Raw genomic sequence first — 22,710 nt, forward strand, 5'->3', positions numbered from 1 at the left:
GAAGCTTAGGGTGGGAGCGGCGGGCAGGGAATAAGACGCTTGCCAACCGCAGGGCCAGACATTATCTATGCCCAGTCTCACCGGATGATCCCATGCGCGCGTCACAGTCCCCAACGCTCGATCCCCGCGCACGCCAATTGCTGCGGACGCTGATTGCCCGCTACATCCGCGATGGCGAGCCGGTGGGCTCCAAGACGCTGGCCCAGCATGCGGGGCTGGACGTCAGCCCGGCCACCATCCGCAACATCCTGGCCGATCTGGAGGATGTGGGGCTGCTCAGCTCTCCGCATACCTCGGCCGGGCGGGTGCCCACCGCGCACGGTTACCGGGTGTTCGTCGACAGCCTGGTGCAGATGCAGCCGCCCGGCGAGGAAGAAGTGCGCCGCCTGCGCGCGGAGCTTGCCAGCGGCAACGGCACCCAGTCGCTGCTGGGCAGCGCCTCGCAGATGCTGTCGGCGATGAGCCATTTCGTCGGCGTGGTCAGTGCGCCGCGGCGCGAGCAGTTCGCGTTCCGGCATATCGACTTTGTGGCGCTGGACGCGCGCCGGGTGCTAGCGATCCTGGTGTTTGCCGACAACGAGGTGCAGAACCGGGTGATCGAGCCGCGCCGGGCCTACGAGCCGGCCGAGCTGGAGCGGGTGGCCAATTACCTCAATGCGCAATTTGCCGGGCGCGCGCTGTCGGACATCCGCGCCTCGCTGCTGCGCGAGCTGCGCATGGCCAAGAACGAGATGGAGCAGCTGCTGGCGCACAGCGTGGATCTGGCCAGCGAGGCGCTGGTGCCTGCCGACGCCGACGACATGGTGATGGCCGGGCAGACCCGCCTGATGGGCGTGCAGGACCTGTCGGACCTGGACCGGTTGCGCGAGCTGTTCGAGGCCTTCGCCAGCAAGCGCGAGATCCTGCAGCTGCTCGAACGCACCATCCAGGCGCCGGGCGTGCGCATCTTCATCGGCGAAGAGACCGGCATGCTGTCGCTGGACGATGTCTCGCTGGTCACCGCGCCGTATGCCGCCAATGGCCAGGTGCTGGGCGTGCTGGGCGTGATCGGGCCCAAACGCATGGCCTACGACCGGGTGATTCCGCTGGTGCAGACCGCCGCCCAGGTGCTGGGCGCGGCCATGGAACCGCCCGGCACGCGATAAGCGGCAGCGATCGATACGATCGTTTTGCTTGAAACGCGCGCGCGCGCCCACATACGGGGTGACGTTGGGGCGGGCGTTCCGCTTGCCCGGGAACTGCACATGAACCAAGACCACCCCGAATTCGACTCCGAAGACCTGTCCCAGAACCCACCCGAGACCGATCCGCTCAAGGCCGAGATCGAGTCGCTGCGCAGCGAGATCGCGCTGGTCAAGGCCGATGCCCTGCGCGAGCGGGCCGATCTGGAAAACCAGCGCAAGCGCATCGCCCGCGACGTCGAGAACGCGCGCAAGTTCGCCAACGAGAAGTTGCTGGGCGAGCTGCTGCCGGTGTTCGACAGCCTGGACGCCGGCCTGACCGCGGCCGGCACCGAACCCAGCCCGCTGCGCGATGGCCTGGACATGACCTACAAGCAGTTGCTCAAGGTCGCGGCTGACAACGGCCTGACCCTGCTCGACCCGGTCGGCCAGCCGTTCAACCCGGACCAGCACCAGGCGATCAGCCAGGGCGAGGCCGAGGGCATCGCCCCGGGCCACGTGGTGCAGGTGTTCCAGAAAGGCTATCTGCTCAACGAGCGTCTGCTGCGCCCGGCCCTGGTGGTCGTGGCCAAGCACGACTGAACCGCAGCGCCCGGCTGAACTGCCGGGCGCATGCGCGAAACGCAGATTCGTGCAGGTGGCTTGAACACCTGCGCACCACCCCCACATCTCAGCCAGACCCGGCGTCGCCGGACACAGCTACAGAATCATCAGGAGCGTATCCATGGGCAAGATCATTGGTATTGACCTCGGCACCACGAACTCGTGCGTGTCGATCATGGACGGCGGCAAGGCCCGCGTCATCGAAAATTCCGAGGGCGACCGCACCACGCCTTCGATCGTCGCCTACACCAAGGACGGCGAAGTGCTGGTCGGTGCCTCGGCCAAGCGCCAGGCGGTGACCAACCCGAAGAACACCTTCTACGCGGTGAAGCGCCTGATTGGCCGCAAGTTCACCGACGCCGAAGTGCAGAAGGACATCTCGCACGTGCCGTACGGCATTCTTGCCCACGACAACGGCGATGCCTGGGTGCAGACCAGCGATGGCAAGCGCATGGCGCCGCAGGAAATCTCTGCGCGCGTGCTGGAAAAGATGAAGAAGACCGCCGAGGACTTCCTGGGCGAGAAGGTTACCGAGGCCGTGATCACGGTGCCGGCGTACTTCAACGACAGCCAGCGTCAGGCCACCAAGGACGCCGGCCGCATCGCCGGTCTGGACGTCAAGCGCATCATCAACGAGCCGACCGCGGCCGCCCTGGCCTATGGCTTGGACAAGAACGGCGGCGACCGCAAGATCGCCGTGTACGACCTGGGCGGCGGTACCTTCGACGTGTCGATCATCGAAATTGCTGAAGTCGATGGCGAGAAGCAGTTCGAAGTGCTGGCCACCAACGGCGACACCTTCCTGGGCGGCGAAGACTTCGACAACCGCGTCATCGAGTACCTGGTCGACGAATTCAACAAGGATCAGGGCATCGATCTGCGCAAGGATCCGTTGGCACTGCAGCGCCTGAAGGATGCCGCAGAGCGCGCCAAGATCGAGCTGTCGACCAGCCAGCAGACCGAAGTGAACCTGCCGTACGTCACCGCCGATGCCTCGGGCCCGAAGCACCTCAACATCAAGCTGACCCGTGCCAAGCTCGAAGCGCTGGTGGAAGACCTGGTCAAGAAGTCGATCGAGCCATGCCGCACCGCGTTGAACGATGCCGGCCTGCGCGCCAGCGACATCAACGAAGTGATCCTGGTCGGCGGTCAGACCCGCATGCCGAAGGTGCAGCAGGCGGTTGCCGATTTCTTCGGCAAGGAACCGCGCAAGGACGTCAACCCGGATGAAGCCGTGGCCGTGGGCGCTGCGATCCAGGGCGGCGTGCTGGCCGGCGACGTCAAGGACGTGCTGCTGCTGGACGTGACCCCGCTGTCGCTAGGTATCGAAACCATGGGCGGCGTGTTCACCAAGATCATCGAAAAGAACACCACCATCCCGACCAAGGCCTCGCAGACCTTCTCCACCGCCGAGGACAACCAGTCGGCCGTGACCGTGCACGTGCTGCAGGGTGAGCGCGAGCAGGCCCGCTTCAACAAGTCGCTGGCCAAGTTCGACCTGTCCGGCATCGAGCCGGCGCCGCGCGGCATGCCGCAGGTGGAAGTGTCCTTCGACATCGACGCCAACGGCATCCTGCACGTGTCGGCCAAGGACAAGAAGACCAACAAGGAACAGAAGGTCGAGATCAAGGCCGGTTCGGGTCTGTCGGACGAAGAGATCCAGCGCATGGTCGCCGACGCGGAAGCCAACCGCGAGGAAGACAAGAAGTTCCAGGAACTGGTGCAGGCCCGTAACCAGGCCGATGGCCTGATCCACGCCACCCGCACTGCGATCACCGAGCATGGCAGCAAGGTCGGTGGCGATGTGATCGGCAAGGTGGAAGCGGCGCTGTCGGATCTGGAAACCGCCATGAAGAGCGACGACAAGGCGCAGATCGAAGCCCGCAGCAAGACCCTGGAAGAAGCCGGCCAGTCGCTGTACGCCGCCGCCGCCGCGGCAGAGCAGGGCGGCAACGCCGATGCGGCCAGCGGCAACGCGCAGGCCTCCAAGGCCGCCGACGACGTGGTGGACGCCGAGTTCACCGAGGTCAAGGACGACAAGAAGTAAGCCGTGATTAGGGAGTCGGGAGTGGGGATTGGCAGCCGCTAAAGGTGCCGATCCCCATCCCGATATCCTTTACGCGTCGCGTCGCCAAGGCGGACCAGCGCATGCTGTCCGCTTTTGCGTTTCAACGAATCTCAAATCACGAATCCCCAATACCGGCTTATGAGCAAACGCGATTACTACGAAGTGCTGGGCGTTGCCCGTGGCGCCAGCGACGAGGAGCTGAAGAAGGCGTATCGGCGCTGTGCGATGAAGCACCACCCGGACCGCAATCCAGGCGACGCTGCTGCCGAGGCGATGTTCAAGGAGTGCAAGGAAGCCTATGAAGTGTTGTCGGACGGCAACAAGCGTCGTGCCTACGATGCGCATGGCCACGCTGCGTTCGAGCACGGCATGGGCGGTGGTGGTGGGCCGGGTGGCCCGGACATGGGAGATATCTTTGGCGATATCTTCGGCAATATTTTCGGCGGTGGCGCCGCCGGTCCGCGCGCTGCGCGACGTGGCGCCGACGTCGGTTACGTGTTGGAACTGGATCTGGAAGAAGCCGTCGCCGGCATCGAGCGCCGCATCGAGATCCCGACCCTGATCGAGTGCGAGCCCTGCCACGGCAGCGGTTCGGAAGACGGCAAGGTGGAAGTGTGCGGGACCTGCCACGGACGCGGCCAGGTACGCATCCAGCGCGGCATCTTCGCCATGCAGCAGAGCTGCCCGCATTGCGACGGGCGCGGCACGCTGATCCAGAATCCGTGCAAGACCTGCCACGGCGCCGGTCGCGTGGAAGAAGACAAGGTGCTGTCGATCAAGGTGCCTGCCGGTGTGGATACCGGCGACCGCATCCGTCTGGCAGGCGAGGGCGAGGCCGGTCCGGCTGGCACGCCGCCGGGCGACCTGTATGTGGAGGTGCGCGTGCGCGAGCATGCGATCTTCCAGCGCGACGGCGACGACCTGCATTGCGAAGTGCCGATCCGCATCTCGCAGGCGGCGCTCGGCGACACCGTGCGTGTGGCGACCCTGGGCGGCGAGGCGGAAATCCGCATTCCGGCCGAAACCCAGACCGGCAAGCTGTTCCGGTTGCGCGGCAAGGGTGTGCGCTCGGTGCGTAGCCGTACCGAAGGCGATCTGTATTGCCGCGTGGTGGTCGAAACGCCGGTGAATCTGACCGCCGACCAGCGCGCGTTGCTGCAGCAGTTCGAGGCCACGTTCACCGGTGAGGATGCCCGCAAGCATTCGCCCAAGTCGGCCACGTTCATCGATGGCGTCAAGGGCTTCTGGGATCGGATGACGTCCTGAGGCCGGGAGTCGGGAATCGGGATTGGGGAATCGTAAGGGCGGCGTGACCGGGCCTGCAGGGATGGTGCGCCAGTGTGGCGATTCGGGATTCGTGGGAGCGGATGCCCGCTTCCAAATGCCCGGAGAGTTGCACGGCTGAGCGAGGTTCTCCCTATCAATGCCGGCCCCAGGGGCCGGCATTTGCGTTTGTGCGGCGGGAGCCCGCAGAGGTAAGGGCGATAGCGACTGCCGCCGGCGCATAGACCAGCCTGGCGGCGGAGTGCGCAGCGGCGAGCGGACGGTGGGCGCATCGATCGACGCCGGGCGCGCGGTGGCGCTGGCGTAAAATGCGGCGATGAACAATGCCCCCGACAGTCACCTCGTCCACGGTCGCCGCCAGCGCCCGGATGGTCCTTCGCCGATCGATGTGATCTCGGTGCAATCGCAACTGGTCTACGGCCATGCCGGCAACAGCGCGGCGGTGCCGCCGTTGCGTGCGCTGGGCCTGCGGGTGGCGGAAGTGCCCACCACGCTGCTGAGCAACGCGCCGTTCTACGCCACCTTGCGCGGCCGCATCCTGCCGGCCGACTGGTTGGCTGACCTGTTGCTGGGTGCCACCGAGCGCGGCCTGCCGCAGCGTGCGCGCATGCTGGTCTCCGGCTACTTCGGCAGCCTGACCAATGGCGAGGCATTCGCAGAATGGCTCGAGCAAACCCTGCCGCAGGCGCCGCAGCTGCGGTATTGCCTGGATCCGGTGATCGGCGACACGCACACCGGCCCGTATGTCGAGCCTGGACTGGAGCGCGTCTTCGCCGAGCGGCTGTTGCCGCATGCCTGGCTGGTGACGCCGAATGCGTTCGAGCTCGGGCGCCTGACCGGTTTGCCGAGCCTGCAGCAGGACGATGCCATCGTCGCCGCGCGCGCATTGCTGGCGCGCGGCCCGCAATGGGTGCTTGCGCACAGCGTGGCCGGTGCGGCCGGTGAGCTGGTGACCCTGGCGGTCAGCGACACGGCGGTGTATCGATGGGCCACGCCGCATCTGCCGGTGGATGTGGCCGGCACCGGCGATGTGCTGATGGCCTTGCTGATCGGTTTGCTGCTGCGCGAGGTGCCGTTCGAGCAGGCGGTGGGGCACGCGCTCAGCGGCGTGCACAGCGCGCTGGAAGCGACCCTGGCTGCAGGCTTCGAAGAGTTCGATGTGCTGGCCGCCGCGCCGGCCGCACTCGCGGCCGCACCGCGCTTTGCCGTCGAGCGCTTGGCGTGATGGCGCAGCCGGTGGTCGGCATCGTCGGCATCGCCGGCGCCTACGGACGCTGGCTGGCGCAGTTCCTGCGCACGCGCATGCGGCTGGAGGTGATCGGCTTCGATCCGGCCGTTGATGGCGACATCGATGAAGCCACGTTGGCGCAGCGTGCGGACGTGCTGATTTTTTCTGCACCGATCCGCCACACCGCCGGCTTGATCGAGCGCTATGTGGCGCTTGCCGGCCCGCGTGCCGCGTCGCAGTTGTGGATGGATGTCACCTCGATCAAGCAGGCACCGGTGGCCGCGATGCTGGCCTCGCCGGCCGAGGTCGTCGGCCTGCATCCGATGACCGCACCGCCCAAATCGCCCACCTTGAAAGGTCGGGTGATGGTGGTCTGCCAGGCACGCCTGCAGCACTGGTCCACGTGGGTACAGGCGCTGTGTACCGCGTTGCAGGCCGAGTGCGTGTACGCCACGCCCGAGCACCACGACCGCGTGATGGCGCTGGTGCAGGCAATGGTGCACGCCACCCATCTGGCGCAGGCCGGCACCTTGCGCGACTACGCGCCGCTGCTCGGCGAGCTGCGCGCGCTGATGCCGTATCGCTCGGCCTCGTTCGAGCTGGATACCGCGGTGATCGCACGCATCCTCTCGCTCAATCCGGCGATCTACGAAGACATCCAGTTCGGCAACCCCTACGTCGGCGAGATGCTCGATCGGCTGTTGCTGCAACTGCAGGAGCTGCGCGCCCTGGTCGCGCGAGGTGACGATGCGGCGCGCGCGCAGTTTCGCGCCCGGTTCCTGGACGACAACGCGCAGGCGCTGCAGGGCGAATCGCTCGCGGCCGGCAACTACACCTATGAGCGCGTGGGCTACCTGCTGGCCGACCTCACCGAACTGCTGACCCTGAGCGTGTATCTGCCGGAAGACCAGCCCGGGTCGTTGCGTGCGTTGCTGCATGTGTTCGAGCAGCATGGGGTGAACCTGTCGTCGATCCACTCCTCGCGCACGCCGGTGGGCGAGCTGCATTTCCGCATCGGGTTCGAGCCGGGCAGCGATCGCGCCGCGCTGGCGCAGGCGGCCAGCGAAATCGACCGCAGCGGCATCGGACGGGTGCTGGAGCGTTCCGACCGCAACGGGTAGCAGCAGTGCGGGGCGACCGTGGGCTTGCCCGCTGTCGATGGCCGCAGCAGGGTGCAGATATCAGGCACCGATCATGTGCTGGCCGAGTGACACCGCATGCGTCGCCGCCAAGGGCGAGGGTGATTGTCATTGGGCGCAATGCCGGATAAGGCAGACCGGTTTCATCCACACAGGGTGTGGATGAAACCTGCGCAAGCATGTGGATAACTGCGCGCAGCCTTTGCGCGGCAACGGCTACAGACAGGTTGGTCAAAAAATGACCAGTGCTATTTCAGGGCGTCGACAGGCGCAGCTCGCCACCAGCGGTGATGAAGCGCTGGCCCTGCCGTTGCAGGCGGCGGCCATCGGGCAGTTCGTAGCGTGGCGCGGTATGCGCTTGCGTGCGTGGTTGCGGCCCGTTGCGGGATTCGAGCTCGTCGCGGAATTCGATGATGACGTAGGACTCGCCATCTGCACCGATTGCGGGAAATTGCCGGAAAGACATACGCACCTCCGAAGGATTTCAGGGTCGCAGTGCGAGCCGCCAGGGACCGCACGCCCGGCGCCGGGCCGGTGCAGGCGAGCATGCGCAGGCAGGTGTTACCCGGGCGTCATTGCGCACTGCGGCACCGCTCGGGAGCCAGCAGGCAGCTTGCTCAACGGCTCAGATGCAATGCGTCCCGGTCGGCCGTTGCCGCTGCCAGCTCGGCACGCGCCGAGGCAATGCGCGCCTGCGCATCGATCAGGCGCACGCGGGCATCGTTGGCGGTTTCTTCGCGCTGATTGACCAGGAAGAAGTCGCCCGAGCCCAGTTCGAAGCGGCGGCGCTCGGCCACGGCCAGGCGGTCGGCCAGGCTGCGTTCTTCGTCGGCGATCTTGGCCAGCCGCTCGGCAGCGGTGAGCGAGATGACGATCGATTCAACCTCCACGGTGATCTGGTCGCGCAGGTAGCGGCTGCGCTGATCCAGCGCCTCGATCTCGGCGCGTGCCTCGGCGACCTTTCCCTTGGCGGTGCGGTTTTCCAGCGGCACGCTGAAGCGGAAGCCGATGATCGCATCGGTCGGCGAGCGGTTCGGGCCGCCCACACCGGGCGCCCCCAGATCCTTGCTGACCTCGAAGGTGACGTCCAGGCGTGGTTTGAGATCGTTCTGCGCCAGCATCAGCCGCGCGGTGGCTTGGTCGATCCGGGTCAGCACCGCGCGGTAATCGGGGCGCTCCACCGGCGCGGTGATCCTGCTGGCACCGGCCAGACCTTCCAGCGCCGACGTATCGGCCGGCAGGCGCTCGGTGGAGACGATCAACGGCATGCCGGCATCGTCGCGCAGGTACAGCGACAAGGCATTGGCGGCGTTGGCGAAGTCCTGCTCCGAGCGCACCACCAGGGCGCGCCGGCGGACCAGGTTCTGGTCGTTCTCGGTCAGCAGGATGGTGGGCCGCGCGCCCAGCGTCACCTGCCGGGAGATCGCATTGCGGCGCTGCTCGGCCAGCTGCAGCAGCTCGTTGTACGCGCGCAGCTTCAGGCCGGCCGCGACCCAGCTCTGGTAGGCATCCACCGCGCGGCGTTGCACGCCGATGGCGACCATTTGCGCTTCGTACTGGGCGACATCGATATCGCCACCGGCAACGCTGCGGCGGGTGCGGCGTTCGTCGACCACGCGGTCGCGCAGCAACGCATACAGCGCGCCGACTTTCACTTCGCCGCCGCGGTCGGTGTAGGACTTGTCTTCGTACACCGGGAACGCGCCGCGCGAGGAGCGGTAACCGCCGTAGTAGTAGCCGCCGTTGTCATCGAAGGGACGCTTGACGGTGCTTTCGATCGTGCTGCCGTCGTAGTAGCCGGCCTCGCGCGAACGGCCGTCGAGATCGAACACGGTATCAAACGCACCATCGGCCGAGATGCCCTTGCCTTCGGCCTGGCGGACCTTGGCCAGCGCTTCGACGATCTGCGGGGAAGCGCGTGCGGAGGAGCGCAGCACTTCGTCCAGCGTCAGCGGGGTGGTCTGGGCGGCGCCCACGCCCGGTGCGAGCGCGATCAGCAGGACGACAAGACGGCGGATCATTTCTTGCCGGTCTCGTCGTCTTCGGCCTTGGGCGCCGCCTTGGCCTTGCCCTCATCCTGCGTCGTCGTCGCTGCCGGACGGCGGCCAAACTCCAGCGGGAAATTGTTGAGCTGGCGCCACAGTTCGTAGCCCACCTTCACCGTTTCGCCCTGTACCCAGCCGCGCACCTTGCCGCCCTGGCGGGCGAATTCCTGCGCCGGCCACGCCGGCTTGCCCGGCTGCGGTTCGACCAGGATGCGGAACAGGCCGTCGGGCGCGGCATTGGGGTCGATGGCGCGCACGCGGCCATCGAACATGCCGTGCGCCACCGACGGCCAGCCGCTGAACTGGATCGCCGGCCAGCCTTCGAACTCCAGCCGCACCGGGCGGCCGGGGCGGATCAGCGGCACGTCGCGGCCGTCGATATACAACTCGACCGCACGCTCCACCCGCTCCGGCGCGATCACCGCCAGCACCGTGCCGGGCGAGACCATCGCACTGCCGCTGGCGGCGTTGAGCTGCTGCACGCGGCCATCGCGCGGTGCACGCACCAGCTGCGCCGACTGGCGGTTCAACTGGATGTCGATGCGGGTCAACTTGGCGCGCGATTCGGCCAGCTTGGCATCGGCCTCGGCGACCTTGATCTGGGTCAGCTCGAAGTCGCGGCGGCCGGCCAGCCCCTCGGCGAGCAATTGCCTGCTGCGCGCCACATCGATGCTGGCAACCGCGCGCGATTGCTGGATCGCGGTGATTTCCGCCTGCACCTGGGCCCGCTCGCTGGCCAGGCGGGCGAGCAGATCCGGGTCCAGGTCGCCGACACGCGCGATCGGATCGCCGCGCGAGACATGCTGGCCGTCGTGCACATACCAGCGCTCGACCCGGCCGGGCACGAAGGCGGTGACCTGCTGCTGGCGGTCGCCCGGATCCAGCGCCACCACCTGGCCCTTGCCGCTGGCGGTCTGCACCCACGGCGCCAGCGCCAGGATCGCGCTGGCAATGACAATGCCGATCAGCAGCATCCAGGCCAGCGCCTTGGCAATGCTCGGTGGGCGCATCGCCGCCAGGGTGGGGAAGTGCGCGTTGCGATCAGTAGCGTGCTGCATCGTTTGCCTCCTGCGTGGAGGCGACCAGTTCGGCGCGGGTGGCAAAGCGCTGCTGTCGCTCGGGCTGCAGGTGGAACCAGCCATCCAGGGTGATGTCTTCCGGCCGCCCGGTGCACAGCAGCACCGTGGTGCCGGCCGCCTTCAGGCGTCGCAGCACGCCGGCCAGGCGGTCGGCGGGAATCAGGTCGTACAGCTGCGACAGCATCAGCACGCGCGGGCGCACCAGCAGCGCATTGGCCAGCTTCAAGGCCATCACTTCACCGATCCACAGCGGGTAGCCGGAGGCGGCCAGCCGCGTGTCCAGGCCCTGCGGCAGCGCGGCGATACGGGTGCGCAAGCCCACCGCATCGATCGCCTCCAGCATCGCTTCGGAGTTCACATCGGCCGACGCCAGCGCCAGATATTCGCGGATGGTGACCTCGACAATGGTCGGCCGGTCGAGCACCGTCACTTCCGAGCGCAGCAGATACATGTCGAAGGTGGCCAGGTCCGCACCGCCCACCATGACCAGCCCGCGATCGGGGACCACATGGCGCTTGAGGATCATCGCCAGCAGCCGCTCCGCGCCGCCATCGGCGATCGTCACCAACTGCTCGCCGGCAGCCAGCGAAAAATCGAAACGCGCGCCGTCGATCACCACCCCGTCCAGGCGCACCGCGCTGTTGCCGGGCGTCTTGCCGGGTGCCACGACCGCGCGTTCCTGCGGGATGGCGAACAGCAGCGACAGTTCCTCGGAGCTGGCCACCAGGTCGTAGAACGCGTCCAGGTACGCACCGAGTTGCGAGATGCCGTAGAAGACCGCGCTGAGGATCAGCTCGGCTGCCACCAGCTGGCCGATCGACAGCTCGCCCCGCAGGATCAGGTTGCCGCCCAGCGCCAGCAGCGCCGCGCTGGCGATCGCGTAGACCAGCAGGAACGCCACCGTCTGGGTGAAGCTGTAACGGAAGTGGCGCCGATGCCGGTCGACATAGGCGGCGGTGACGGACTCGGAGCGGTCCATCGCAAAGTTGAGGTGGCGGCTGGATTTATAGAAGCCGTTGGAGCCGCCGACACTTTCCAGCCAGCGCGCGGCCTCGTGCTTGGCATGGCTCAGGTCGACCGCGGTGCGGATCGACCCGCGCGACCAGATCATCCAGATGCCGAAGATGACCAGCAGCAGCAGGGCGTTGAAGCCCAGGAAGAACGGGTGGTAGAAGCTGGTGAGTATCAGCCCGACCGCCGACTGCAGCACGATGGTGAAGGCGCCGATGGCCAGGCTCGGCACCGCTTTCTGCACCACCACCAGATCGAAGTAGCGGTTGAACATGTCGCCGCGGTTCTGGTCGGCGAAGAATGGATTCTGCGCATGCACCGCGCGCACGGTGATTTCCGACACCACGCGTGCGAACAGCCGGCGCTCGAACAGCGCCATGATCCACACCCGCATCGCGCTCAGGCCGGCGACCAGCAGCAACAGGCCCAGCAACAGGCTCGACAGGGTCCACAGCGGCGCCGCCAGCGCGGTATTGGCCACGCTGTTGATCAGCAACTGCACCGAGATCGGCGTGGCCAGCGACAGCAGGCTGATCGCGACTCCGTACACCATGGCCAGGCGCACATAGGGCATGTCCGGCCCAACGATTTCCGCCAGCCAGGCTCCCGCTTCCCGCCATCCGATCTGCTTGCCCGCCATTCGATTTCCGTTGATGAGTTCAATGAAGCATTGACGAGTTGCAGCTGGCGAACAAGGCCGCAGCACTTATTCGAGGCATAGGATTTTCCTATGCGGCCACCGCACGCAGAAGATCGGCGATCAGGCCGAAGGCCGGCGCGCGTCCTGCGCCCTGCCGCCACAACAGCCCGATCTCCCTATAGTAGCGTCCGCCTTTGATCGGCCGGACCACGACATCGTCGCCCTCGCGGATTTCCTGGCGCACATACAGGTCTGGCAGCAGTGCAAGACCCATGCCCATCCCGGCCATCTGGCGGATCGCATCCAGGCTGGTGCCTTCGTAATCGCGCAGCACATTGGCACCGACGTCCATGGCGATCGCCGCCACCTGTTCGGCCAGGCGGTACTCTGGCATCAAGGTGAGCAGGTTGGCGCCGCGCAGATCGGCCGGCGTGATGCAGGTCTTGGCCCGCAAGGGATGATCGGCGGCCATGGTCACGTGCAGCGGTTCGCGGAACAGCCGCTCGCTGTGCAGGCCGCGCCCGGCCACCGGCAATTGCGCCAGGATCAGGTCGTGCACGCCGCTGGCCAGGCCGCTGGCCAGCGCGGTCGGCAGGCCTTCGCGCACGTGTACGCGCAGTGCCGGATGTTCGCGGTGCAGGCGCGCCACCAGGCTCGGCATCAGGTAGGCGCCCAGCGTGGGCGACACGCCCAGCCGGATGGTGCCGATCAAGGTGTCGGCCGAGGTGGCGCGGACCTCTTCCAGATCGGCGACGTCCAGCAGGATGCTGCGCGCGCGCTCGAGCAGGTCGCGCCCCAACGGCGTCAGGATGGCCGGCACGCCACGTTCGAACAGCGCGGCGCCGACGATGGTTTCCAGCGCACGGATCTGCTGCGACAGCGAGGGTTGCGACACGCCCATCTGCTCGGCGGCGCGGGTGAAGCTGCCGGTGTCGGCGAGCGCGACGAAATAACTGAGTTGGCGAATGGTGGTTCTGGGGCGGGGCATGCGTGACGTCGTCAGGTGGGGGCGCGTGGGGGCGCAGGATCGGCCCGGGCCGCTGCCGCGGACACGCTGGCATGACAGCACACGCCGGTGTCACCCAGGCGTCATTGATCGATGAACTGCAGCCGCGCCAGCTCCGCGTACAGGCCGCCTTCGGCGATCAACTGCGCGTGCGTGCCCTGCGCGACGATGCGGCCGGCATCCATCACCACGATGCGGTCGGCCTTGAGTACGGTGGCCAGGCGATGGGCGATGACCAGTGTGGTGCGGCCTTCCATCAACCGGTCCAGCGCCTGCTGCACGGCGCGCTCGCTCTGCGCATCCAGCGCGCTGGTGGCCTCGTCCAGCAGCAGGATCGGCGCGTCCTTGAGCAAGGCGCGCGCGATCGCCACCCGTTGCTGCTGGCCGCCGGACAGGCGCGTGCCGCGTTCGCCGAGTTCGCTGGCGTAGCCCTGCGGCAGGGCGCGGATGAAACTGTCGGCTTCGGCGGCCGCGGCGGCGGCTTGCACCTCCGCATCGCTGGCGTCCAGGCGACCATAGCGGATGTTGTCGGCGGCACTGGCGGCAAACAGCGTGGGTTGCTGCGGCACCAGGGCGATGCGTTCGCGCAGCAGCACCGGGTCGGTATCGCGCAGGTCCACCTCGTCGATACGCAGCCTGCCACTGACCGGGTCGTGGAAGCGCAGCAACATCGCCAGCACCGTGCTCTTGCCGGCGCCGGAGGGCCCGACCAGCGCCACGGTTTCGCCCGGATGGACATGCAGGTCGAAGCCATCCAGCGCCGGCGCATCGGGGCGCTGCGGATAATGGAACACCACCTGATCGAAATGGATCGCGCCGCGCAGTGGCTGCGGCAAGGCCTGCGGCGTGGCCGGGGCGACGATCGCCGGCTGCTCGTCAAGTAATTCGCCGACCCGGCCCATGCCGCCGGCCGCGCGCTGCAACTCGTTCCAGACCTCGGCCAAGGCACCGACCGAGCCGCCGCCGATCAGCGCGTACAACACGAACTGTCCCAGCGTGCCGGGGGTCATGCGTCCGGCGATGACATCGTGCGCGCCCAGCCACAGCACACCGACGATGGCGCCGAAGATCAGCATGATCGCCACCGCCGTCACGGTGGCCTGGGTGCGGATGCGCAGCCGTGCGGTATCGATCGCGGCGAACAGGGCCTGGCTGAACCGCTGGCTCTCGTAGCGCTCGCGCGCATGCGCCTGCACGGTGCGCACCGCGCCCAGCGTTTCGGCTGCCAGCGTGTTGGCGTCGGCGACGCGGTCCTGGCTGGCGCGCGAGATCTTCTGCAGGCGGCGTGCGCCCAGCACGATCGGCAGCACCGCCAGCGGAATGCCGATCAAGGTGAAGCCGGCCAGCCGCGGGCTGGTCACGAACAACATCACCATGCTGCCGATCACCGTGACCGAGCTGCGCAACGCCACCGACATGGTGGTGCCGATCACCCCGCGCAGCAGCTCGCTGTCGGCCGACAGGCGCGACACCAGCTCGCCGCTGCGGCTGCGATCATGGAAGCCGGCGTCCAGCCCGATCAGATGCGCATACAGGCGGCCGCGCAAATCGGCCACCACTTTTTCGCCCAGCAACGCGACGAAATAGAAGCGCGCGGCCGTTGCCACCGCCAGCACCACCGCCACCGCGAACAACAGCGCGAAGGCGTGGTTGATCTGCGAGCCGCCGGAGAAACCATGGTCGATCATCTGCTTGACCGCCGCCGGCAGGCTCAACGTGGCGGCCGAGGAAATGGCCAGTGCAATCAGCCAGGCGGCGAACAGGCCACGCTGGCGCTGCACGAACGGCCACAGGGTGCGCAGGCTGCCAAGCTTCCGCAACGGGTTGGGCCTGGCGGCGGCTGGCTGGTTCATGCGGCTTCCGGTGATGAGAGATGGACACGGTTGCGAGTGGCGTCGCAAAGGCGCGTTTTCAAGCCGGCCAGCTGATCGGCCGGCAGTTGCACGCGTAGTGCCGCGCCCTGCGCGTCGAAGTGCTCGTCCAGCTTGTCGGCGTGGAAGGCGCTCAAGGCAGCATGCACCAGGCCCAGGTCGTCGAACCGGCATTGCAGGTCGAGCAGCGACAACGCAATCAATGGCTGTCGCGCCGCCAGTCGCAGGCATTCGGCCGCGGCGCCGCCGTAGGCACGCACCAGCCCACCGGCACCGAGCTTGATGCCGCCATACCAGCGTGTGACCACCACCACCACGCGGTCGTAGCCCTGGCCATCGATGGCCGCGAGAATCGGCCGCCCGGCGGTGCCGCTGGGCTCGCCATCGTCGCTGGAACGGTAGTCCTGCCCGAATCGGTAGGCCCAGCAGTTGTGGGTGGCATCGGCAACGGACACGCGCTGCACGATCTCCAGCGCCTGCGCGGGAGAGTCCAGTGCCGCAGCATTGGCCAGAAAGCGACTGTGCTTGATGTCCAGGCTGTGGTGCGCGTCAGCGGCGAGGGTATCGAGCATCGTCGCCATTCTATGCGAGCCGCTCGCGCCCGACGCCGCAGCCATCGTGACTGCCGTTGCAAGCTTGCAGATCGGCAGGGGGTTGGGCGGTGCGTTGCGACGGGGGATGTGCAATGAGCGCCGTGGCTCCTAGGCGGTTACGCCAGGGTGCTGTCGTTGATCTGTCGACCTGGTGAACAACGTGACGCGGTGCGTGACACGGCAGCCGCCGGGTGCGGCATCGCGCCTGAGCGATGGCCGCATAAGTGGGACATGGCCCGGTGCGTGGCTACTTCCACGCAGCTGACGTATGACTATAGCGCCGCAGCGCGCTTGCTGTTGCGCATGCCCGACCATGACGCCGGGCATGGCCCGCGATAGGGCAGGGAGCGGGCGTCGCCCCGCATCACACCAGCGTGGAGCGGCGCTTCTCGTCGATCCACTTGGAGGCCTGCGCCGGCGTGTAGTGCTGCATCCACTCCAGCATCTGTTCGATATCGGCGCCGTACCACAGGTCGCTGCGCTGGTCCGGATGCAGGAAGCGCTCTTCCACCATGCGATCGATCATGCCGATCAGCGGTGCATAAAACCCTTCGATATCCAGGAACGCACAGGGCTTGTTGCCGATGCCGAGCTGGCGCCAGGTGAGCATCTCGAAGATCTCTTCCATGGTGCCGAAGCCGCCGGGCAGGGCGACGAAGGCATCGGACAGCTCGAACATGCGCATCTTGCGCTCATGCATGGAGCCAACGATTTCCAGCGTGGTCAGCCCACGGTGCGCCACTTCCCAATCGGCCAGCTGCTGCGGAATCACCCCGGTCACCTCGCCACCAGCCGCCAGCACCGCATTGGCCACGGTGCCCATCAGCCCGACATTGCCGCCGCCATACACCAGCCGCAGGCCCTGCTCGGCGATGCGCTGGCCCAGCGCAGTGGCGCGCTCGGCGTAGGCGGGTTTGTTGCCGGCATTGGAACCGCAGTAGACGCAGATGCTTTTCATGGGATTCGGGAGTTGGGATTGGGGATTGGTAAAAGCGAGGCAGCGCTGCTGATTGCAGGTGATGCCATCGGCAGGGGGCGCGCTGAATTGTTTGAGTTCTTGCATGGCTTGAAAAACATAACGCCGGGTTTTCACCCGGCGCCATGTCATTGCCGGAGAGGGCCGGGACGGAGAGCCGCAGTTGCGAATCCCCAATCCCGAATCCACCAATCCCGGTCAGTTGGCCTTATGAATCGCGCGCTTGCTCACTGCCATCGCGGCATCGTGGATCGCTTCGGACAGCGTCGGGTGGGCGTGGCAGATGCGTGCCAGGTCGTCGGCCGAGCCGTTGAATTCCATCGTCAGCACGCCCTCGTGGACCAGCTCGGAGACGCCCACACCAACCAGGTGCATGCCCAGCACGCGGTCGGTTTCGGCATCGGCGATGACCTTGACGAAGCCGGCCGGCTCGCCCATGGCCACGGCACGGCCGATCGCCGCGAACGGGAAGCTGCCGGCCTTGTAGGCGACGCCTTCGGCCTTCAACTGCTGCTCGGTCTTGCCGACCCAGGCAATCTCCGGCTCGGTGTAGATGACCCACGGAATGGTGTCGAAGTTGACGTGGCCGGGCAGGCCGGCGATCAGCTCGGCGACCGCGATGCCTTCCTCGAAGCCCTTGTGCGCCAGCATCGGGCCGCGCACGCAGTCGCCGATGGCCCACACGCCGTCGACGCCGGTATGGCAATGGCCATCGACCTCGATCTGGCCGCGGTCGGTCACCTTGACGCCGGTGCCGTCAGCCAGCAGGTTCTTGGTGGCGGCCTTGCGGCCCACGGCCACCAGCAGCTTGTCCACGGTCAGGGTCTGCTCGCCGGCGCTGTCGGTGTAGCTGAGCACCACCTGCTTGGCATCGCCGCTGCCGGTGATCTCGGTCTTGCTGACCTTGGCGCCCAGCTTGATGTCCAGGCCCTGCTTCTTGAATTCCTTCAGCGCGGTCTTGGCCACTTCGGCATCGGCCAGCGCCAGGAAATCCGGCAGCGCTTCGAGGATGGTGACCTCGGCGCCCAGGCGCTTCCACACGCTGCCCAGTTCCAGGCCGATCACGCCGGCGCCGATCACGGCCAGGCGCTTGGGCACGGCGGTGAAGTCCAGGCCGCCGACGTTGTCGACGATGGTGTCGCCGTCGAACTTGGCGAACGGCAGCTCGATCGATTCCGAGCCGGCCGCAAGGATCACGTTGGTGCCCTTGAGTTCGATCTCGCCGCCTTCGTGCTGTGCGACCTTGACGATGTTGCCCGGCAGCAGCTGGCCGAAGCCGTAGTACGGGGTGATCTTGTTCGCCTTGAACAGCATCGCGATGCCGCCGGTGAACTGCTTCACGATCTTGTCCTTGCGGCCGATCATGGTGGGCACGTCCATCTTGGCGTCGTTGAAGCTGATGCCGTGGTCGCCGAACAGGTGGCCCATGTTCCAGAACTGGCGCGAGGAATCCAGCAGCGCCTTGGACGGAATGCAGCCCACGCGCAGGCAGGTACCGCCCAGCGCCGGCTTGCCATCCTTACCGATAGCCGCGTCGATGCAGGCGACCTTCATGCCCAGCTGGGCCGCGCGAATCGCAGCGTGATAACCGGCCGGACCGGCACCGATGACGACGACGTCGAATTGTTCTTGTTCGCTCATTCTTCGCTCACGAGATTGGGAATTGGGGATTGGGGATTCGTAAAAGCGGGATGCTCGGGAAAGGGCGGCTCTCGCCAATCCCCAATCCCGACTCCCCAATCCCGGCTTTCATCACAGACCGAACAACATCCGGCCCGGGTTTTCCAGCTGATTCTTGATGTCGACCAGGAACTGCACCGAGTCCTTGCCGTCGATGATGCGGTGGTCGTAGGACAGCGCCAGATACATCATCGGGGCGATCACGACCTGGCCGTTCTCGGCGATCGGACGCTCCTTGATCGCGTGCATGCCCAGGATGGCGCTCTGCGGCGGGTTGATGATCGGGGTCGACAGCAGCGAGCCGAAGGTGCCGCCGTTGGTGATCGTGAAGGTGCCACCCTGCAGATCGTCCAGGCCCAGCTTGCCGGCGCGGGCCTTGGCGGCGTAGTCGGCAATGCCCTGTTCGACGTCGGCAAACGACTGGCGCTCGACGTTACGCAGCACCGGCGTGACCAGGCCCTTCTCGGTCGACACCGCGATCGAGATGTCGCTGTAGCCGTGATAGATGATGTCGTCGCCGTCGATCGAGGCATTGACCAGCGGGAAGCGCTGCAGCGCGTTGGCGGCGGCCTTGACGAAGAAGCTCATGAAACCGAGCTTGATGCCATGCGCCTTCTGGAACTCGTCCTGCAGCTCCTTGCGTGCGGCCGAGACCTTGGCGAGGTTGACCTCGTTGAAGGTGGTCAGCATCGCAGTGGAGTTCTTGGACTCCATCAGGCGCTTGGCGATGGTCTTGCGCACGCGGGTCATCGGCACGCGCTCTTCCGGACGGGCCCCGGATGCCTTGCCCACGCCGCCAGCCTTGGCGAAGTTGACGATGTCTTCCTTGGTCACCGCGCCACGACGGCCGGTGCCTTCGACCTGGGCCGGATCCACGCCCTGGGTGATCGCGGAAAAACGCGCACCCGGCGGCAGCGCATCGGCAGCCGACTTGGATGCAGCGGCAGGCGCAGCGGCAGCAGCCGGGGCTGGGGCGGCGGCCGGGGCAGCAGCGGCAGGCGCCGGTGCCTCGGCCTTCTTCTCGTCGGCCGGTGCGGCCGCAGCCACGGCGCCTTCTTCGATGATCGCCAGGATCTGGTTGCTGGTGACGGTGCTGCCGGCTTCGAACTTGATTTCCTTCAGCACGCCGTCGACCGGCGAAGGAACTTCCAACACGACCTTGTCGGTTTCCAGGTCGACCAGATTCTCGTCGCGCTTGACCGCTTCACCGGCCTTCTTGTGCCAGCTGGCGATGGTGGCGTCGGAAACGGATTCGGGCAGTACCGGAACTTTGACTTCGGTGGCCATTCGGGGAGCGTCCTAGGGTTTTCGTTCTTTGGGGAAGGTGAGTTATTCAGCGACTTGGTCGTTGAACGGATTGAGGAGCGCATCGGCGACCAGCTTCTGCTGTTCGACGATGTGGTCGGCCATATGGCCGGCGGCAGGCGAGGGCGAACGGGCACGGCCGGCGTAATGCAGGCTCTGGCCGCTGGTCAGGCAGAAGTTCAGGTGGTGGCGGATCTGGTACCACGCACCCTGGTTCTGCGGTTCTTCCTGGCACCACACCACGTCGGTGGCGTTGGCATAGGCCTTGAGCTCGGCGGCCAGCTGCGCACGCGGGAACGGATACAGCTGCTCCACGCGCAGGATGGCGACGTCGTCCTGGCCACGCTTGGTCTGGTCTTCGAGCAGGTCGTAATAGACCTTGCCCGAGCACAGCACCACGCGCTTGACCTTGCCGGCATCGGCCTTGGCGTCGGGAATCAGATGCTGGAACTCGCCCTCGGCCAGTTCTTCCAGGCTCGATACCGCCAGCTTGTGGCGCAGCAACGACTTGGGCGTCATCACCACCAGCGGCTTGCGGGTGGTCATGCGCATCTGGCGGCGGATCATGTGGAAGCACTGCGCCGGGGTGGTCGGCACGCAGACCAGCATGTTCTCCAGCGCGCACAGCTGCAGAAAGCGCTCCAGACGCGCGGAGCTGTGCTCCGGGCCCTGGCCTTCATAGCCGTGCGGCAGGAACAGCGACAGGCCCGCGATGCGGCCCCACTTGGCTTCGCCAGCGGCGATGAACTGGTCGATCACCACCTGCGCGCCGTTGGCGAAGTCGCCGAACTGCGCTTCCCAGATGCACAGCGCATTCGGGTCGGTGGTGGAGTAGCCGTATTCGAAGCCCATCACCGCTTCTTCGCTGAGCAGCGAGTCGATGATGGTGGCGTCTTCGGGGTTCTGCACCAGCTGGCGCAGCGGCAGGTGATAGCTGTCGGTCTTCTGGTCATGCAGGATCGCGTGACGGTGGAAGAACGTGCCGCGACCGGCGTCCTGGCCGACCAGGCGCAGCTTGTGGCCTTCGGCCAGCAAGGTGGCATAGGCCAGATTTTCGGCAAAGCCCCAGTCGCCGGCCTGTTCGCCGGCGGCCATCTTGACGCGGTCGTCGTAGATCTTGCCGACGCGCGCATGCAGCTCGACGCCTTCCGGAATCGTGGTGATCAGCTTGGCCAGACGGTCCAGCTGCTCGCGCTTGACGCGGGTGTCGACCGGATCGGCAGCGGTGCCGACCAGATACTTGGACCAGTCGATGGCGAATTCGTCCGGCTTGCGCGTCGCCAGTTCGGTGGTGTATTCGCCCGAATCGAGCTTGTTGCGGTAACCATCGACCAGCGCCTTGGCCTCGTCGGCGCTCAGCACGCCGTCGCTTTCCAGCTTGGCGGCGTACAGCTCGCGGGTGGTCTTGTGCTTGCGGATGGTCTGGTACATCACCGGCTGGGTCGCTGCCGGTTCGTCGGCCTCGTTATGGCCCCAACGGCGGTAGCAAACCAGGTCGATGACCACGTCCTTCTTGAACTGCTGGCGGAATTCATAGGCCAGCTTGGACACGAACATCACCGCGTCCGGGTCGTCGCCGTTCACGTGGAAGACCGGCGCGCCGATCATCTTGGCCACGTCGGTGCAGTACAGCGTGGAACGGGCGTCGTCGCGGGCGCTGGTGGTGAAGCCGATCTGGTTGTTGACCACGATGTGCACGGTGCCACCGACGGCGAAGCCGCGCGCCTGCGACATCTGGAACAGTTCCATCACCACGCCCTGGCCGGCGAATGCGGCATCGCCGTGGATCAGGATCGGCAGCACGCTCTTGCGCTCGGCATCGCCGAAGCGCTCCTGACGCGAACGCACGCTGCCGACCACGACCGGGTCGACGATTTCCAGATGCGAGGGGTTGAAGGCAAGCGCCAGATGCACCTGCTTGTCGCCACCGACCGCGATGTCGGCCGAGAAGCCCATGTGGTACTTGACGTCGCCGGTGTGGGCGCGGTCGTCGTGGGCGTGCTCGAACTTGCCTTCGAACTCGTCGAACAGCTTGCGCGGGTTCTTGCCCAGCGTATTGACCAGCACGTTGAGGCGGCCGCGGTGGGCCATGCCGATCACGATGTCCTTGACCTGATCGTTGCCGGACTGGCGAATGATCTCGTCCATCATCGGGATCAGCGCGTCGCCGCCTTCCAGCGAGAAGCGCTTCTGGCCGACGTACTTGGTGTGCAGGTAGCGCTCCAGGCCTTCGGCGGCGGTGAGCCGCTCCAGCGTGCGCTTGCGGCTGGCCGCGTCGCCGGCGATCTTGCCGCCGGCATCTTCCAGGCGCTTGTAGATCCACTGGCGCTGGTCGAATTCCTGGATGTGCATGAACTCTGCGCCGATGGTGCTGGCGTAGGTCGCCTTCAGGCGGGCCAGCAGGTCCTTCAGCTTCATGCGCGGCTGGCCGCCGACGCCGCCGGTGCTGAACTCGCTGTCCAGATCCGCCTGCGACAGGCTGTGGAACGGCAGGTCCAGGTCGGGCGGGTTGACCGGCGGGGTCAGGCCGAGCGGATCGAGCTGCGCGCCGAGGTGACCACGCGCACGGTAGGCGGTGATCAGGCGGCCGACGTTGCGCTCGCGCTCGTCACTGGCCGCGGCGCCGGTGCCGGCGTTGGCAGCCTGCTTGGAGGCGGTGAGGATATGGGCAATGGCCGCCGAGTGCGGCACATCACCGGCATCGCGACCCTTGAAGCCATCGAAATAGCTCTTCCACTTCGGGTCAACACTGTCCGGGGCGACGAGGTACTGCTCGTACAGATCCTCGATATAGGCGGCGTTGCCGCCGGCGAGCTGCGATGACTGTGCGAACTGCTTTAGGAGATTATCCACGATGGTAAGTCGGGTCTGCTGTGGGGATGATTGTGCGGAAGCGGCGGGGCGAGATGCCCTGTCGGTCGGTCTCAAATCTCGAAAAATTATACCCCCTTGCGCTAGTGAGGGGGCGTCTGCCAGCTGACCGGACGGGTAGGTGCAACCG

At 66.6% G+C, this 22,710-nt stretch carries 17 protein-coding genes; 6 read left to right on the forward strand and 11 right to left on the reverse strand.

From position 1 onward, the window contains the following. Positions 1-92 precede the first annotated feature (92 nt). From hrcA to ACCQ04_RS07470, 6 genes are all read left to right on the forward strand, one after another. Positions 93-1,145 carry a heat-inducible transcriptional repressor HrcA gene (gene hrcA, locus ACCQ04_RS07445; RefSeq protein WP_024939315.1) on the forward strand — a complete coding sequence of 351 codons (1,053 nt, stop codon included), beginning with the start codon at positions 93-95 and terminating at the stop codon, positions 1,143-1,145. A 99-nt stretch (positions 1,146-1,244) separates the two neighbouring features. Beyond that, positions 1,245-1,763: a nucleotide exchange factor GrpE gene (gene grpE, locus ACCQ04_RS07450; RefSeq protein ID WP_010366360.1), complete on the forward strand. Its 519-nt coding sequence runs from the start codon at positions 1,245-1,247 to the stop codon at positions 1,761-1,763. A 142-nt stretch (positions 1,764-1,905) separates the two neighbouring features. Continuing rightward, positions 1,906-3,831, forward strand: a complete 1,926-nt coding sequence (dnaK, locus tag ACCQ04_RS07455; RefSeq protein ID WP_016901561.1) for a molecular chaperone DnaK — start codon at positions 1,906-1,908, stop codon at positions 3,829-3,831. A 159-nt stretch (positions 3,832-3,990) separates the two neighbouring features. Continuing rightward, positions 3,991-5,118, forward strand: coding sequence for a molecular chaperone DnaJ (gene dnaJ, locus ACCQ04_RS07460; protein WP_024939317.1), 1,128 nt, complete (start codon positions 3,991-3,993; stop codon positions 5,116-5,118). A 334-nt stretch (positions 5,119-5,452) separates the two neighbouring features. Next, positions 5,453-6,361 carry a pyridoxal kinase gene (gene pdxY, locus ACCQ04_RS07465; protein ID WP_226426519.1) on the forward strand — a complete coding sequence of 303 codons (909 nt, stop codon included), beginning with the start codon at positions 5,453-5,455 and terminating at the stop codon, positions 6,359-6,361. Next, positions 6,358-7,485 carry a prephenate dehydrogenase gene (locus tag ACCQ04_RS07470; RefSeq protein ID WP_226426518.1) on the forward strand — a complete coding sequence of 376 codons (1,128 nt, stop codon included), beginning with the start codon at positions 6,358-6,360 and terminating at the stop codon, positions 7,483-7,485. The genes pdxY and ACCQ04_RS07470 overlap by 4 nt, the downstream gene beginning before the upstream one ends. A gap of 271 nt (positions 7,486-7,756) precedes the next feature. Here the strand turns inward: ACCQ04_RS07470 and ACCQ04_RS07475 are convergent, their stop codons facing one another. The 11 genes from ACCQ04_RS07475 to ACCQ04_RS07525 form a co-directional block, all read right to left on the reverse strand. Next, complete coding sequence (locus ACCQ04_RS07475) at positions 7,757-7,969, reverse strand: hypothetical protein (protein ID WP_166771139.1); 213 nt, start codon at positions 7,967-7,969, stop codon at positions 7,757-7,759. A 151-nt stretch (positions 7,970-8,120) separates the two neighbouring features. Then, entirely contained in the window at positions 8,121-9,524 is a 1,404-nt protein-coding gene (locus ACCQ04_RS07480) for a TolC family protein (protein ID WP_226426517.1), read from the reverse strand. Further along, positions 9,521-10,606, reverse strand: a complete 1,086-nt coding sequence (locus ACCQ04_RS07485) for an HlyD family secretion protein (protein WP_024939322.1) — start codon at positions 10,604-10,606, stop codon at positions 9,521-9,523. The genes ACCQ04_RS07480 and ACCQ04_RS07485 overlap by 4 nt, the downstream gene beginning before the upstream one ends. Then, positions 10,590-12,278 (reverse strand): ATP-binding cassette domain-containing protein, encoded by a 1,689-nt coding sequence (locus ACCQ04_RS07490; RefSeq protein ID WP_065032440.1) that lies wholly within the window; start codon positions 12,276-12,278, stop codon positions 10,590-10,592. The genes ACCQ04_RS07485 and ACCQ04_RS07490 overlap by 17 nt, the downstream gene beginning before the upstream one ends. 88 nt (positions 12,279-12,366) lie before the next feature. Beyond that, complete coding sequence (locus ACCQ04_RS07495) at positions 12,367-13,266, reverse strand: hydrogen peroxide-inducible genes activator (RefSeq protein ID WP_024939324.1); 900 nt, start codon at positions 13,264-13,266, stop codon at positions 12,367-12,369. A gap of 101 nt (positions 13,267-13,367) precedes the next feature. After that, complete coding sequence (locus ACCQ04_RS07500; protein WP_104626424.1) at positions 13,368-15,137, reverse strand: ABC transporter transmembrane domain-containing protein; 1,770 nt, start codon at positions 15,135-15,137, stop codon at positions 13,368-13,370. Next, positions 15,134-15,736: an IMPACT family protein gene (locus tag ACCQ04_RS07505; protein WP_166771143.1), complete on the reverse strand. Its 603-nt coding sequence runs from the start codon at positions 15,734-15,736 to the stop codon at positions 15,134-15,136. Before ACCQ04_RS07505 ends, ACCQ04_RS07500 begins: the two co-directional genes overlap by 4 nt. Positions 15,737-16,112: 376 nt before the next feature. Further along, positions 16,113-16,706, reverse strand: a complete 594-nt coding sequence (locus ACCQ04_RS07510) for an LOG family protein (protein WP_016901548.1) — start codon at positions 16,704-16,706, stop codon at positions 16,113-16,115. A 216-nt stretch (positions 16,707-16,922) separates the two neighbouring features. Further along, a complete protein-coding gene (gene lpdA, locus ACCQ04_RS07515; protein WP_104608029.1) occupies positions 16,923-18,365 on the reverse strand; it encodes a dihydrolipoyl dehydrogenase in 1,443 nt (480 codons plus the stop codon). A 111-nt stretch (positions 18,366-18,476) separates the two neighbouring features. Further along, positions 18,477-19,691, reverse strand: coding sequence for a dihydrolipoyllysine-residue succinyltransferase (sucB, locus tag ACCQ04_RS07520; RefSeq protein ID WP_039520473.1), 1,215 nt, complete (start codon positions 19,689-19,691; stop codon positions 18,477-18,479). Between the two features lie 42 nt (positions 19,692-19,733). Further along, positions 19,734-22,562, reverse strand: a complete 2,829-nt coding sequence (locus ACCQ04_RS07525; protein ID WP_506191515.1) for a 2-oxoglutarate dehydrogenase E1 component — start codon at positions 22,560-22,562, stop codon at positions 19,734-19,736. Between the last annotated feature and the right edge of the window lie 148 nt (positions 22,563-22,710).

This window comes from Xanthomonas sp. NCPPB 2866, assembly GCF_041475745.2.
Classification (GTDB): Bacteria; Pseudomonadota; Gammaproteobacteria; order Xanthomonadales; family Xanthomonadaceae; genus Xanthomonas; species Xanthomonas arboricola.